Source organism: Streptomyces sp. NPDC047043 (assembly GCF_040644055.1).
Taxonomy (GTDB): domain Bacteria; phylum Actinomycetota; class Actinomycetes; order Streptomycetales; family Streptomycetaceae; genus Streptomyces.
The window spans coordinates 132,833-147,085 of sequence record NZ_JBEYVO010000011.1 but is presented as its reverse complement, the minus strand read 5'-3'; the positions used below and the strand labels follow the sequence as shown (position 1 = coordinate 147,085).

10 protein-coding genes are annotated in these 14,253 nt (G+C 71.0%); 7 read left to right on the top strand and 3 right to left on the bottom strand.

Annotated features, from left to right (window positions below; genetic code table 11):
• Positions 1-2: 2 nt before the first annotated feature.
• The 3 genes from ABZ880_RS19080 to map form a co-directional block, all read right to left on the bottom strand.
• Positions 3-2,552 (bottom strand): ATP-dependent Clp protease ATP-binding subunit, encoded by a 2,550-nt coding sequence (locus ABZ880_RS19080; RefSeq protein ID WP_361263888.1) that lies wholly within the window; start codon positions 2,550-2,552, stop codon positions 3-5.
• A gap of 112 nt (positions 2,553-2,664) precedes the next feature.
• Complete coding sequence (locus ABZ880_RS19075) at positions 2,665-4,401, bottom strand: ABC transporter ATP-binding protein (protein ID WP_361263886.1); 1,737 nt, start codon at positions 4,399-4,401, stop codon at positions 2,665-2,667.
• A 358-nt stretch (positions 4,402-4,759) separates the two neighbouring features.
• Entirely contained in the window at positions 4,760-5,539 is a 780-nt protein-coding gene (map, locus tag ABZ880_RS19070) for a type I methionyl aminopeptidase (protein ID WP_361263883.1), read from the bottom strand.
• Positions 5,540-5,571: 32 nt separating this feature from the next.
• Between map and ABZ880_RS19065 the strand changes: the two genes are divergently transcribed.
• The 7 genes from ABZ880_RS19065 to hydA all read left to right on the top strand — a co-directional run bounded on the left by ABZ880_RS19065 (position 5,572) and on the right by hydA (position 14,252).
• Complete coding sequence (locus ABZ880_RS19065; protein ID WP_361263880.1) at positions 5,572-5,823, top strand: helix-turn-helix transcriptional regulator; 252 nt, start codon at positions 5,572-5,574, stop codon at positions 5,821-5,823.
• Between the two features lie 147 nt (positions 5,824-5,970).
• On the top strand, positions 5,971-7,683 hold the full coding sequence (locus ABZ880_RS19060) for a hypothetical protein (RefSeq protein WP_361263877.1): 1,713 nt from the start codon (positions 5,971-5,973) through the stop codon (positions 7,681-7,683).
• 180 nt (positions 7,684-7,863) lie between these two features.
• Positions 7,864-8,706, top strand: a complete 843-nt coding sequence (locus tag ABZ880_RS19055; RefSeq protein WP_361263876.1) for a nitrilase-related carbon-nitrogen hydrolase — start codon at positions 7,864-7,866, stop codon at positions 8,704-8,706.
• Positions 8,703-9,986 carry an aspartate aminotransferase family protein gene (locus tag ABZ880_RS19050; RefSeq protein WP_361263873.1) on the top strand — a complete coding sequence of 428 codons (1,284 nt, stop codon included), beginning with the start codon at positions 8,703-8,705 and terminating at the stop codon, positions 9,984-9,986. Before ABZ880_RS19055 ends, ABZ880_RS19050 begins: the two co-directional genes overlap by 4 nt.
• Positions 9,987-10,013: 27 nt before the next feature.
• Positions 10,014-11,579 carry a PucR family transcriptional regulator gene (locus ABZ880_RS19045; RefSeq protein WP_361263870.1) on the top strand — a complete coding sequence of 522 codons (1,566 nt, stop codon included), beginning with the start codon at positions 10,014-10,016 and terminating at the stop codon, positions 11,577-11,579.
• Positions 11,580-11,911: 332 nt separating this feature from the next.
• On the top strand, positions 11,912-12,754 hold the full coding sequence (locus tag ABZ880_RS19040; RefSeq protein ID WP_361263867.1) for a nitrilase-related carbon-nitrogen hydrolase: 843 nt from the start codon (positions 11,912-11,914) through the stop codon (positions 12,752-12,754).
• A 94-nt stretch (positions 12,755-12,848) separates the two neighbouring features.
• Positions 12,849-14,252 (top strand): dihydropyrimidinase, encoded by a 1,404-nt coding sequence (hydA, locus tag ABZ880_RS19035; protein WP_361263864.1) that lies wholly within the window; start codon positions 12,849-12,851, stop codon positions 14,250-14,252.
• Position 14,253 lies beyond the last annotated feature (1 nt).

Genomic DNA, 14,253 nt, shown 5'->3' with positions numbered 1-14,253 from the left:
CGTCACAACTCGGGAGCGGGCGTCGCAGCTTCCGTACGGAATGCGAGACGCCCGTCCTCGACGTCCACCGTCACCGTGCCGCCCTCGGCGATCGTGCCGTCCAGCAGCAGGCGCGACAGCTGGTTGTCGACCTCGCGCTGGATCGTGCGGCGCAGAGGACGGGCGCCGTACTCCGGCTGGAAGCCGCGTTCCGCCAGCCAGTCGACCGAGGCGTCGGTGAAGTCGACCGTGACGCCCTGTGCGTGCATGAGGCGGCGGGTCTTCTCCAGCAGCAGGTTGGTGATCTGGCGGAGTTGGTCGCTGGTGAGCTGGCGGAAGACGACGATCTCGTCGATGCGGTTGAGGAATTCCGGGCGGAAGTGTTCGCGCAGGGGGCGGAGGATCTGTTCGCGGCGTGCCTCCTCGTCGGCTTCCGCGCCGCCCGCCCCGAAGCCGATGCCGGCGCCGCGGCGGGTGATCGCCTCGGAGCCCAGGTTGCTGGTCATGACGATCACCGTGTTGGTGAAGTCGACCGTGCGGCCCTGGGAGTCGGTCAGGCGGCCGTCGTCCAGCACCTGGAGGAGGATGTTGAAGACGTCCGGGTGGGCCTTCTCGACCTCGTCCAGCAGGAGGAGCGAGTACGGGTGGCGCCGTACGACTTCGGTGAGCTGGCCTGCCTCCTCGTGGCCCACGTAGCCGGGCGGGGCGCCCACCAGGCGGCTGACGGTGTGGCGCTCCTGGTACTCGCTCATGTCCAGGCGGACCATGCGTTCCTCGCTGCCGAACAGGGACTCGGCCAGGGCGCGGGCCAGTTCGGTCTTGCCGACGCCGGTCGGGCCGAGGAAGAGGAAGCTGCCGATCGGGCGGTCGGGGCTGGCGAGCCCGGCGCGGGAGCGCATGACGGCCTCGGAGACCACGCTGACGGCCTCGTTCTGGCCGACGACCCGCTGGTGGAGGTGTTCCTCCAGGCCGAGCAGCTTCTCCTTCTCCTCCTGGGTGAGGCTGGCGACCGGGATGCCGGTCTGCCGGGACACGACCTCGGCGATCGCCTCGGCGGTCACCTCCAGCTGGCCCTCGTCGGCCTCGTCGCCGCCCGAGGTGTCCGTGATGCGCTGCTTCAACTCCGTGATGCGGTCCCGGAGTTGGGTCGCCGTCTCGTACTTCTCGTCGGCGACCGCCTGGTCCTTGTCGCAGGTCAGCTGCTCGATCTCGCGCTCCAGGGCCCGTACGTCCGTGCCCTTGGTACGGGCGCGCAGGCGTACCCGGGCGCCGGCCTGGTCGATCAGGTCGATGGCCTTGTCGGGCAGGCGGCGGTCGGTGAGGTAGCGGTCGGAGAGTTCCACGGCGGCCACCAGGGCCTCGTCGCTGTAGCGGACCTGGTGGTGGGCCTCGTAGCGGTCGCGCAGGCCGCGCAGGATCTCGATGGTGTCGGCGACGGACGGCTCGGGCACCAGGATCGGCTGGAAGCGGCGGGCCAGCGCCGCGTCCTTCTCGACCCGGCGGAACTCCTCCAGGGTGGTCGCGCCGACGATGTGCAGTTCGCCGCGGGCCAGCGCGGGCTTGAGGATGTTGCCGGCGTCCATCGCGCCGCCGCCCTCGCCGCCGCCACCGGCGCCGACGACGGTGTGCACCTCGTCGATGAAGACGATCAACTGGTCGGAGTGGGAGCGGATTTCGCCGACGATGTTGTTCAGGCGTTCCTCGAAGTCGCCCCGGTAACGGGTGCCCGCGACGACACCGGTGAGGTCGAGGGCGACGACCCGCCGTCCGATGAGTACGTCGGGCACGTCCCCGTCGGCGATCCGTTGTGCCAGGCCCTCCACGACGGCGGTCTTGCCGACGCCCGCGTCCCCGATCAGCACCGGGTTGTTCTTGCCGCGGCGGGAGAGCACCTCGATGGTCTGCTCGATCTCCTGGTCCCGTCCGATCACCGGGTCGATACGGCCCTGCCGGGCCAGGTCGGTGAGGTCGCGGCCGTACTTGTCGAGGGTCGGGGTGCCGGTGGAGCGGGGCCGTTCGCTGCGGGGCTGCGTGGTGTCCGCGGGTGTCTCCGGCGGCAGTGCCGAGGGCGCGAAACGGGCCGCGTTGAGGATGTGGCCGGCGGCCGAGTCCGGGTTCGCGGCCAGGGCGCTGAGGACGTGTTCGGGGCCGATGTAGCCGGCGCCGCTCGCCCGCGCCAGGTCGTGCGCGTCCAGCAGGGCGCGCTTGACGGCCGGGGTGAGGGAGAGCGAGGTGGGTGGCGGTGCCTGGTCCGGGGTGTGCTGCACCGGGCCGGAGCGCTCGTCGATCTCCGAGGCGAGGGAGTCGGGGTCCGCGCCGGCGCGGCTGAGGAGGCTGCGGGTCGGCTCCGTGGCCAGCGCGGCCCGCAGCAGATGTTGGGTGTCCAGGTCGCGGCTGCCGTGCTCGGCGGCGTACTGGGCCGCGCCGCGGACCAGTTCCCGGGCGGGCTGACTGAGCAGCCTCCCGATGTCGATCTGTCGGGGGCCCTGGCGCGGGCCACCGAAGAAGCGGGCGAGGAATTCTCCGAAAGGATCCGATCCGAAGTCGCTTGGACCGTTGAATCCGCTGGTCATGAGCGTTCGTTCCGTTCCGGCGTCCCGCGCCTGACGGGACGCGCTCGCTGATCGACGTGCCGGTCCACGCGGGTGCCCCTGCAAGGGCCCGGTTACACCACCTTCGGACCGGTTACACCACCTTCGCACGACCGCCCGAGGGGGGCACCTCCAGGAACACGGGCAGTTCTCCCACGGGCAGGACGGCATCGGCCCGGGCAGCCAGTTGGGGGTCGTGCGTGATCAGGAACGTGGTGCGGGACGCGATGAGGCGGCGCAGCGGATCCATCACCCGCCGGGCCGAGTTGCCGTCCAGGCCGGTCGTCGGCTCGTCCAGGACCAGGACCGGGGTGTCCCGTACGAGCGCCCGCGCGATGGCCACCCGGCGGCGCTGACCGCCCGACAGCTGCCGTCCTCCGGGGCCCACGGGGGTGTGGTAGCCCCGGGGCATGCGGCGGGCGAAGCCGTCCACGTCGGCGAGCTCGGCCGCGCGGCGGATGCTGTGCTCGTCCGCGCCGGGGCGGCCGTAGGCGATGTTCTCGTGGATCGTGCCGTCCAGCAGCATGGGGTCCTGGGGGACCAGGGTGATCAGCTCGCGGAGCTTGCGCAGGGGGAGGGTGGCGATGTCACGGTCGTCCAGGAGGATGCGGCCCTCGGTGGGGTCGTAGAAGCGCAGCAGCAGTTTCGCCAGGGTGGACTTGCCCGCGCCGCTCGGGCCGTCGACGAGGACCAACTGGCCCGGGTACGCGGTGAAGTGGAGGCCGCTGACGATGCGGCGGTCGCCGCCGGGGTAGGTGAAGCCGACGTTCTCCAGGGTCACGACGCCTGGGCCGCTGCCGTGCGGTGGGCCGGTGCCGCCCTCGGTGCGGGGCGTGCTGCGGCTGACGGCGGGGCGGGTGTCGAGCACCTCGAAGAGGCGTTCGCAGGCCGCGGTGGCGGAGGAAATGCTCACGGCGAGGCCGCCGAGGGACTGCACCTGCGGGTAGAGGTGGCCGAGGTAGGCGGCGAAGGCCAGCAGGCCGCCGACCGTCAGCCGGTCCTCGGCTATCTCCCAGGCGCCCGCCCCGACGACGGCCAGCACGGTCACGGACTCGACGACGTTGGCGAGCGGCAGGTAGGCGTTGGACAGCCGGGCGCGGTCCAGGCTGCTGCGCATCCGGGCGGCGCCGCGCCGGTGCACCCGCAGGCGCTCGGTGTCCTGCCGGTTGTAGGCCTGCACCACCGGCATGTTCAGGAGGTTCTCGTCGAGCGCGTCGACCAGCTCGCCGTAGCGGTCGCGCTCCGCACGGGACAGCGCCCTGATCGGGCGGGACAGCCGGCGCGTGGCCAGCCACAGGACCGGGGCCGCGGCGAAGGTCAGCAGCGCCAGCTCCCAGCGCAGCCACAGCGCGGCGCCCGCGAAGAACAGCAGGCTGACGGCGGTGTTGAGCAGCTGCACCGGGCCCGAGGCGACCACGTGCTCCGCCTCGTCGATGTCACCGGTGAACCGGGCCAGCAGATCGCCCGGCGGGTTGTTCTCGTAGTAGTGCGGGGGCAGCCGCTGCGCGTGCTGGAAGACCTCGTCGCGGCAGCGCAGCCGGAAGCCCTCCTCGGCGCGGCTGGTCAGCTGATGGGCCGCGAACGTCACGCCCGCGCCCAGCAGAGCCACCGCGAACCATAATCCGGCAGGTTTCCAGAATTTCTCCGGCTGCGCCGAAGTGAGCACCGTGTCGGTGAGATAGGAGAAAACCTGAATTGCCGCAGTGTCGCATCCGACGGAAATCGTCTGACACAATACGGCGGTCCAGAGGTGAACTCTTTCCGGCCGGGTGAGCGGCCACAGTCTTCGAAAAGCAGCCGCCGGTGAGATCTTCGCGTGCCGCCGGAACATCGCCTTCCTCCCGCCTCGGGCGCGGTCCGGGCGAAGGGCATCCCTTCGCCCGGCCCGCGCCGCACGATCAGCGTCCGGCGTCGTTCGGCCGGGGCGGGCGCGGCCCCTGCGGAGGCGGCGGGGGAGGTACGGGGCGCCGCCGCGGGGGCCGGGGGACCGGTACTCGCATGCGCACGTTTTCCATGAGAACTCCTTCGCTGATTGCAGCTCATTACAGCTGATTGCCGGCGGCTATTTATCCGCCCGTCTCGGACATGTATACGGGCGGCCCGCCCGAGCCTGCTCAGCGACCCAGGGAATTCATGGAAAAGACGTCGATCTGCATGCGGTGATTAGAAGGGCTCAGGAGCAAGCTGTGTTAATGCTTTGAATTGCGCTCGGTGAGGATCCGTGGCCCCGCATCCGTGATCGCCACCGTGTGCTCCGCGTGGGCCGCGCGGGAGCCGTCGTTCGTGCGCAGCGTCCAGCCGTCCGGAGCCGCGTGGTAGCCGTCCCGTCCGCTTCCGATCACCATCGGCTCGATGGCGAGGGCCATGCCGTGGCGCAGCGGCATTCCGCGGCCGGGCCGGCCCTCGTTCGGCACCCCGGGGTCCTCGTGCATACGGCGTCCGATGCCATGTCCGCCGAAGCCGTCCGGGATGCCGTAGCCCGCCGACCGGCACACCGAACCGATGGCGTGCGCGATGTCGCCGATGCGGTTGCCCACGACGGCCGCCGCGATGCCGGCCTCCAGGGCGCGCTCGGCCGTCTCGATCAGCCGTACGTCCGCCGGGCGCGGGGTGCCGACCGTGAAGCTGATCGCCGAGTCGCCCACCCAGCCGGCCAGTTCGGCGCCGCAGTCGATGGAGACCAGGTCGCCGTCGCGCAGGCGGTAGGCGGTCGGGATGCCGTGCACGATCGCGTCGTTCACCGAGGCGCAGATGACGGCGGGGAAAGGGAAGGGGGCGAAGGAGGGGCGGTAGCCGAGGAAGGGCGAGGACGCGCCCGCCCCCCGCAGCACCCCGCGTGCCACCTCGTCCAGCTCCAGCAGGGAAACGCCCACGTCGGCGGCGTCCCGTGCGGCCGTCAGGGCCCGCCCGACCACCTGTCCCGCCGCGTACATGGCGTCGATCGATGTGTCTGTCTTCAGCTCCACCATGCCAATTACTATACCGGTATTACAATGACGGCATGGTGCGCACCCCTCTCACCCCGGAAGAGCGCGAACGCGGCGAGCGTCTCGGGCGGTTGCTCCGCGAGGCCCGTGGCGGGCGGAGCATGGCGGACGTTGCGGCTCAGGCGGGTATCTCCGCGGAGACGCTTCGCAAGATCGAGACCGGACGGGCGCCGACCCCGGCCTTCTTCACCGTCGCTGCGCTCGCCCGGGCGCTCGGGCTGTCGATGGACGAGTTGGTGGAGCGGTGCGCTTTGCTGGCCGTGTGACGCACGTCGGGCGGGATCCGGCGCACATCGGTCAAGATCGCGTAATGAAGGGTCCGCGCGCCCGTCGAAAACTCCCCGTAGCGCGCCCGTAACACGACTGGTGTTGCCTTACGGACCGGAGTGCTCCGGTCTGGCGGGAGTTGAGCGATGGCTGTGGATCAACTCCCGGGCAGGTTGCGGGAGTTCGTGGACTACCTGGACCGCCTGCTGACGCGCCTGGATCCGGGTGGCGGCTGGTGCGCGGTGTTCTGGCAGCGCGATCCCGAGGGTATGCGGGCCTGTCTCGAGGGGCGTGAAGTGCCGCCCTGGGACGTGCTGGAGGCGCTGCTGCAGGATCTCGCCGCGGAGTACGGCCCCGGTGCCGTGGCCCAGGAGAAGGACCGGGCCCGCGCCCTGCACTCGGCAGCGCTGGCCGCGTTCGACGCCCGGCCGGGCGGCCGCGACGCGCTCGGCGACCGGCTCGACGTCATGCTCCGCGAACAGCGCTACGCCGCCGAACGCCAGGCGGAACTGGGCCGTCTGCTCGCCTCCGCGACCACCCGGCAGGAGGCCGACGCCATCCGCCTCGACCTCGCCTGGGCCCGCGACGACCACGAACGGGCCACCGCCCGCTGCGCCGAACTCCGTGCCCGCATGGCCGACTTGGACCACCGCACGGCCGGCGGCCAGGCGGCGGCGATCCGCCGGGGTCACCTGGGAGAGGGGGCCGTGTACCGGATCGACCGGGACTTCGCGGCGGACGAGGCGTCCTCGGGCGACGGACGGCCTTACGACCACGGCGCTGCGGGTATGCAGCGCGGTTCATACGCCCCTGAGGCCCAGGCCGGGTCGGACCATCCGTACGGGGCAGCTACTCCGGGCACGCCGCAGTACCGTGGCCCGTTCGAGGCCGCGAACCAGGGCGGAGCACAGCACCGCGGCTCCTTCGAAGCCGCAAATCCAGCAGCGCCGCAGCGTCCCGTCTCCTACGGCGGCGAATTCCCGGACCCGGCCCCGCAGCCGTCCGGCCCTGGGCAGCACATACGGCAACAGGCCGCACCGGAACCGGCACCCGCCGAATCGCCCACCCGGGATCAGGCGGCCCACCAACAAAAGGCCCCCAAGCAAGCGGCCCCCAAACAGCGCAAACGCCGCCGAGGCAGTGCCCGCTTCGCCGGCATGGTCGAGGAAGAGGCCGCCCCCGTCGTCGTACCGCCGACCGCCGATCCCACCCTGCCGACGCTGCCCGCCCCGGCCGCCGCCACCGGCCGCAACCCGCGCGGAGCCCGGTTCGCCGGGGCCGCCGAGGTCGTGGAGGCGCCGGTGCAGCCGGAGCCCGCGCCGTTGGATGCGGAAGGGCCGCGGGAGGTCGCCGGGGCCGTGCAGACGCTGGTGCGGCTGCGCACCGAGGGGCGCACGGGCGAGGCGCACGCGCTGCTCGTGGAGGCCGCCCACTGGCCCGCCGCCCGGTTCCCGCTGCTCGCCGCCGGGCTGCAGCGCGCGGGGCTGGGCGCCGACTGGGCGACCCTGCTGTGGGAGGCCGCCTCGCTGCCCGCCGACAAGCTCGTCGCCGCGGCGGACGCCCTGGTCGCGGCCGGGCGCGGGGAGGACGGGGAGCAGATCCTGCGGCAGGGCGTCGCCCGTCCGGCCACCGAGATAGGGCGGGCCGTGCTGGGGCTGGCCGAAGAGGGCCGTCGCCGCGAGGTGCGCGCACTGCTCGACGCGTACGTCCGCGTCCGTACGCCCGAGGAGGCGGCCCGCAGCGCCGAACCCGACCCGCAGGCCCTCGTGCCGCTGCTGCTCGAGGCTGCGCAGGGTGTTTCGGACGAGCGACACTGGGATCTGGTGCACGCCCTCCGGGTCGCCGGTTTCGCCGCCTGACACAACCCCTTCCACTCCCTCACCAGCAACTCCACTCACCCACAGGAGTGCGAAACGTGATCGACTCCGCGGGTTAACGGCGATGGTCTTGGCAAGGCTCTCCCGGAGGCTTACGTTCATCCCTCTACGGCCTGCATCTACGGGCGTAGAGGCTCTGACGACCCGCCGAAGGAGCAGCTCATGGCCAACGTCGTACGCGCCGCTCTGGTCCAGGCCACCTGGACCGGCGACACCGAGTCCATGGTGGCGAAACACGAGGAGCACGCCCGCGAGGCGGCCCGCCGGGGTGCGAAGGTCATCGGATTCCAGGAGGTCTTCAACGCCCCGTACTTCTGTCAGGTCCAGGAGCCCGAGCACTACCGCTGGGCCGAGCCCGTGCCCGAGGGACCGACCGTGAGTCGTATGCAAGAGCTCGCGCGCGAAACGGGCATGGTGATCGTCGTGCCGGTCTTCGAGGTCGAGCAGTCCGGCTTCTACTACAACACCGCGGCCGTGATCGATGCCGACGGCACCTTCCTCGGCAAGTACCGCAAGCACCACATCCCCCAGGTCAAGGGCTTCTGGGAGAAGTACTACTTCAAACCCGGCAACGTGGGCTGGCCGGTCTTCGACACCGCCGTCGGGAAGGTGGGCGTCTACATCTGCTACGACCGCCACTTCCCCGAGGGCTGGCGGCAACTCGGCCTCAACGGCGCCCAGTTGGTGTACAACCCGTCGGCCACCCACCGCGGTCTCTCCTCCTACCTGTGGCGGCTCGAGCAGCCCGCCGCGGCCGTCGCCAACGAGTACTTCATCGCCGCGATCAACCGCGTGGGCCAGGAGGAGTACGGGGACAACGACTTCTACGGGACGAGCTACTTCGTCGACCCGCGCGGGCAGTTCGTGGGTGACGTCGCCAGTGACAGCAAGGAGGAACTCTTGGTGCGGGACCTCGACTTCGACGTGATCGAGGAAGTGCGGCAGCAGTGGGCGTTCTACCGGGACCGTCGTCCCGACGCGTACGAGGGGCTGGTGCAGCCGTGAGCGACCTGTACGCACGCCACCGGTCCGTGCTGCCCGACTGGCTCGCCCTCTACTACGAGGACCCGCTGGAGATCACGCACGGCGAGGGCCGGTACGTCTGGGACTCGGACGGCAACAAGTACCTGGACTTCTTCGGCGGCATCCTGACCACGATGACCGCGCACGCGCTGCCCGAGGTCACCAAGGCGGTAAGCGAGCAGGCCGGGCGGATCCTGCACTCCTCGACCCTGTATCTCAACCGCCCGATGGTCGAACTCGCGGAGCGCATCGCCCAGTTGAGCGGCATCCCGGACGCCCGGGTCTTCTTCACCACCTCCGGCACCGAGGCCAACGACACCGCGCTGCTGCTCGCCACCACATTCCGGCAGAGCAACACCGTCCTGGCGATGCGCAACAGCTACCACGGCCGCTCCTTCAGCGCGGTCGGCATCACCGGCAACCGCGGCTGGTCGCCCACGTCCCTGTCGCCGCTGCAGACGCTGTACGTCCACGGCGGCGTCCGCACCCGCGGCCCGTACGCGTCCTTGAGCGACGACGACTTCATCGCGGCCTGCGTCGACGACCTGAAGGACCTGCTCGGCCACACCCGCCCGCCCGCGGCCCTGATCGCCGAGCCCATCCAGGGCGTCGGCGGCTTCACCTCCGGGCCGGACGGCCTTTACGCCGCCTTCCGCGAGGTCCTCGCCGAGCGCGGCATCCTCTGGATCGCCGACGAGGTGCAGACCGGCTGGGGCCGCACCGGCGACCACTTCTGGGGCTGGCAGGCACACGGCCGAAGCGGCCCGCCGGACATCATCACCTTCGCCAAGGGCATCGGCAACGGCAGCTCCATCGGCGGTGTCGTGGCCCGCGCCGAGATCATGAACTGCCTGGACGCCAACAGCATTTCGACGTTCGGCGGCACCCAGATCACCATGGCGGCCGGCCTCGCCAACCTCAACTACCTGCTGGAACACGATCTGCAGGGCAACGCCCGGCGCGTCGGCGGACTGCTCATCGAGCGGCTGCGGGCCGTCGCGGCGCAGGTTCCGCACGTACGGGAGGTGCGCGGGCGCGGGCTGATGCTCGGCATCGAGCTGGTGAAGCCGGGCACGGACCAGGCCGACCCGGACGCGGCGAGCGCCGTGCTGGAGGCGACCCGCGCCGACGGGCTGCTCCTCGGCAAGGGCGGCGGCCACAACACCAGCGCCCTGCGCATCGCCCCGCCCCTGTCCCTCACGGTCGCGGAGGCCGAGGAGGGCGCCGCGATCATCGAACGCGCTCTGAGGAGCCTCCAGTAGCAGTGGATTGAGCAAGGGAAACACGCCATGACCACCACCTTCGGGACCCTCGAACCCGCCCTGTCGGTACGCCAGGTGCTGACCCTGGAACGGGTGCTCGCCGGGGAGCCCGAGGTGGTGGCCGGCGCGGCCCAGCTGGACCGGCCGGTGCGCTGGGTGCACGTCGCCGAGGCGCCCGACGTGGGCGTCATGCTCAGCGGCGGCGAGATGGTGCTCACCACCGGCGTGCTGCTCGCCGGCGACGAGGAGAAGCAGGCCGAGTACATCCGGTCCCTGCACCGCGCGGAGGCCGCCGCCGTGGTGCTGGGCCTCGGGCGCGCCTTTCCGGCGCCGCCGGACGTCATGCGCCGGGCCGCCGAGCGGTGCGGGCTGCCGATGGTCGTCCTCCACCGGCCCTTTCCCTTCGCGGAGTTGACGGAAGAGGTCCAGGCCCGGCTGATCCGGCGGAAGTTCGCCGCCGTCAGCCTCTCGGAGTCCGTACGGACCGCTCTCACCGGGCTGATCACGGCAGGCGCCCCGCTGCAACGGCTCCTCGACGAGGTGGCCCAGCACAGCGCCTGCCCGGTCGTCGTCACCAACCTCGCCCACCGGGTCCTCGCCACGGCGGGGGAGCGGCCGGCCGTGGACGACGTGCTGCGCGACTGGGAGCGCATCTCCCGGCAGGCCGGCGGCAGCGAGGGCGACGGCTGGATCCGCGCCGAGCTGGGCGGGCGCGGCGAGCGCTGGGGCCAGATCGTGCTGTGCGGCCACCGGGGCGACACCGCCACCGGACGCCTCCTCGCCGACCGGGCCGCCGAGGCCCTCGTCCTGCACCGCATGCTCGGCGGCAACTCCGCGCACACCTGGGAGGAGCAGTCGGCGCAGAGCCTGCTGACCGACCTGGTCAGCGGTGTCGTACCGGCACGGCAGCTGCTGCCCCGCGCGCGTGCCGCCGGACTGCCCGTCAACCGGCGCACCTTCGTGCCCTTGGTCGTACGGGACGGCGACCTCGCCCAACTCGACCGCGTACTGAGGATGTTGGGACTGTCCGGCCTCGTCGCCGAGCTCGCCGACGAGGCGACCGCGATTCTCCTCAGCCTCGCCCGCGACCAGGACGCCGAGGCGCTCACCGCGCACTTCGCGGGCAGGCTGCGTACGGAATCGGGGTCCACCAGGACGGTCGTGGCAGCTGCCGATCCGCGCATCGCCTGGGACGACGTGCCGGCCGGACTGCGCGAGGCGCAGCACGTGGCCGACGCCGTGGCGGACTCCTCGGCCGCCCTCGACCTCCCGGCCGTCGTACGCCTGAAGGACGTACATCTGCGAGGGCTGATCCGGCTGCTGCGGGACGATCCTCATGTGCAGTCGTTCGCGGAGCGGGAGCTGGACGGGCTGCTGTGCTCGGCCGACGACGACCTGCTGTCCGTGCTGCGGACCTATCTCGCCACCGGCCGCAACAAGTCCCGCACCGCCCAGCTGCACCATGTCTCCCGGCCCGCGCTCTACCGCCGGCTGGAGGCGATACAGGGGCGGCTGGGTGTCGACCTCGACGACTTCGAGCAGGCTGCCTCGGTGCACATCGCGCTCCTCGCGCACGACGCGCAACAGGGGTGAAACATGCCACGACCTGGGAAAACGGCGGTGAAACATGGGCCCACAAGAGGGTGACACCGTGGCACGCCGTACGCCCGCAGACGTGACACGCTGCAACTCAAAGCCGGTTTTCGGACTTCCTAGTCTTCTGGGGCGGGCGTCAGAAGTGCCGTCTGCCCCGCGACGCCCGGCACGCACTCTCGCCGCACCGCGCACAAGCCCAAGTACATCCAGTACGAGGGCTTGCGCGCGGCACGCCGAGAGCACGCACCGGACGCCGCAGGGCCCGCCCTTCGGGCGGACGACGACACTTCCGACGCCCGCCCCAGCACACCGAGCGACCGGAGGTCCCGATGAGCAGAGTGATTCGTGCCGCCCTCTTCCAGACCGCGTGGACGGGCGACAAGGAGTCGATGATCCAGGTACACGAGCAGGCGGCCCGCGACGCGGCCGCGCAGGGTGCTCAGGTCCTGTGCTTCCAGGAGCTGTTCTACGGGCCCTACTTCTGCCAGGTCCAGGACAAGGCGTTCTACGAGTACGCCGAGCAGATCCCGGACGGCCCGATCGTCAAGCGCTTCCAGGCGCTGGCCAAGGAACTGGGCCTGGTCCTGATCCTGCCGATGTACGAGGAGGAGCAGCCGGGCGTCCTCTACAACACCGCGGCCGTGATCGACGCGGACGGCTCGTACCTCGGCAAGTACCGCAAGCACCACATCCCCCAAGTACCGGGATTCTGGGAGAAGTTCTACTTCCGCCCCGGCAACGTCGGCTGGCCGGTCTTCGACACCGCCGTCGGGAAGATCGGCGTCTACATCTGCTACGACCGCCACTTCCCGGAGGGCTGGCGGGCGTTGGGCCTCGAGGGCGCCGAGATCGTCTTCAACCCGTCGGCCACCTCGCGCGGACTCTCCCGCTATCTCTGGCAGTTGGAGCAGCCGGCGGCCGCCGTCGCCAACGAGTACTTCATCGGCGCGATCAACCGGGTCGGGGTCGAGGACCTGGGCGACAACGACTTCTACGGGACCTCGTACTTCGTGGACCCGGAGGCCCAGTTCGTCGGCGAGGTGGCGAGCGACAAGGAGACCGAACTCGTCGTCCGCGACCTGGACCTGAACAAGCTGCGCGAGGTCCGCGACCGCTGGCAGTTCTTCCGCGACCGCCGTCCCGACGCGTACGCCCCGCTGACCGCTCCCTGACCGGCGTCGTGCACTCCCGCAGGTCCGGTGCACGGGGATCGGGCCTGCGGGGCCTCGGGAGCTTCGAGCAACGTCCGTCATAAGGAGAGGGAGAATGAGCAGCCGTACCGTCATCCGTGGTGGCCTCGTCATCACCGCGTCCGACGAACTCCACGCCGACGTCCTGATCGAGGACGGCCGTATCGCCGCCCTCGCCGCGTCCGGCACCCCGGCCGCCGAGGCCTGGACGGCCGAGCGCACCATCGACGCCACCGGCAAGTACGTGATCCCGGGCGGCGTCGACGTCCACACCCACATGGAGCTGCCGTTCGGCGGCACCTTCGCCTCCGACACCTTCGAAACCGGCACCCGGGCCGCCGCCTGGGGCGGTACGACGACGATCGTCGACTTCGCGGTGCAGAGCGTCGGCCACTCCCTGCGCGAGGGCCTGGACGCCTGGCACGCGAAGGCCGAGGGCAACTGCGCGATCGACTACGGCTTCCACATGATCGTCTCCGATGTGAACCAGGAGACGCTCAAGGAGATGGACCTGCTGGTCGAGGAGGGGGTCACCTCCTTCAAGCAGTTCATGGCCTACCCGGGCGTCTTCTACTCCGACGACGGCCAGATCCTGCGCGCCATGCAGCGCTCCGCCGAGAACGGCGGCCTGATCATGATGCACGCCGAGAACGGCATCGCGATCGACGTACTGGTCGAGCAGGCGCTGGCCCGCGGCGAGACCGACCCGCGCTACCACGGCGAAGTGCGCAAGGCGCTGCTGGAGGCCGAGGCCACCCACCGCGCCATCAAGCTCGCACAGGTCGCGGGCGCCCCGCTCTACGTCGTGCACGTCTCGGCGATGGAGGCGGTCGCCGAGCTGACCCGGGCGCGCGACGAGGGCCTCAACGTCTTCGGCGAGACCTGCCCGCAGTACCTCTTCCTGTCGACGGACAACCTCGCCGAGCCCGACTTCGAGGGCTCGAAGTACGTGTGCAGTACGCCCCTTCGGCCGAAGGAGCACCAGGCCCAGCTGTGGAAGGGCCTGCGCACCAACGACCTGCAGGTCGTCTCCACCGACCACTGCCCCTTCTGCTTCGTGGGCCAGAAGGAGCTCGGCCGCGGCGACTTCTCGAAGATCCCCAACGGCCTGCCGGGCGTCGAGAACCGTATGGACCTGCTCCACCAGGCCGTCGTCGAGGGCCACATCTCGCGCCGCCGCTGGATCGAGATCGCCTGCGCCACCCCGGCCCGCATGTTCGGCATGTACCCGAAGAAGGGCACCATCGCCCCGGGTGCCGACGCCGACGTCGTCATCTACGACCCGAACGCCGAGCAGGTCATGTCCGCCGAGACGCACCACATGAACGTCGACTACTCGGCCTACGAGGGCAAGCGCACCGCCGGGCGGGTCGAGACCGTCCTCTCGCGCGGCGAACTCGTCATCACTGAGCGGGAGTACACCGGACACGCCGGTCACGGCGTCTACACCCCGCGCTCCACCTGTCAGTACCTCAACTAGG

Coding starts and splice junctions, on each gene's coding strand:
- ABZ880_RS19080 (WP_361263888.1), bottom strand. CDS start 2,552: ATGACCAGCGGATTCAACGGTCCAAGCGACTTCGGATCGGATCCTTTC.
- ABZ880_RS19075 (WP_361263886.1), bottom strand. CDS start 4,401: ATGTTCCGGCGGCACGCGAAGATCTCACCGGCGGCTGCTTTTCGAAGA.
- map (WP_361263883.1), bottom strand. CDS start 5,539: ATGGTGGAGCTGAAGACAGACACATCGATCGACGCCATGTACGCGGCG.
- ABZ880_RS19065 (WP_361263880.1), top strand. CDS start 5,572: ATGGTGCGCACCCCTCTCACCCCGGAAGAGCGCGAACGCGGCGAGCGT.
- ABZ880_RS19060 (WP_361263877.1), top strand. CDS start 5,971: ATGGCTGTGGATCAACTCCCGGGCAGGTTGCGGGAGTTCGTGGACTAC.
- ABZ880_RS19055 (WP_361263876.1), top strand. CDS start 7,864: ATGGCCAACGTCGTACGCGCCGCTCTGGTCCAGGCCACCTGGACCGGC.
- ABZ880_RS19045 (WP_361263870.1), top strand. CDS start 10,014: ATGACCACCACCTTCGGGACCCTCGAACCCGCCCTGTCGGTACGCCAG.
- ABZ880_RS19040 (WP_361263867.1), top strand. CDS start 11,912: ATGAGCAGAGTGATTCGTGCCGCCCTCTTCCAGACCGCGTGGACGGGC.
- hydA (WP_361263864.1), top strand. CDS start 12,849: ATGAGCAGCCGTACCGTCATCCGTGGTGGCCTCGTCATCACCGCGTCC.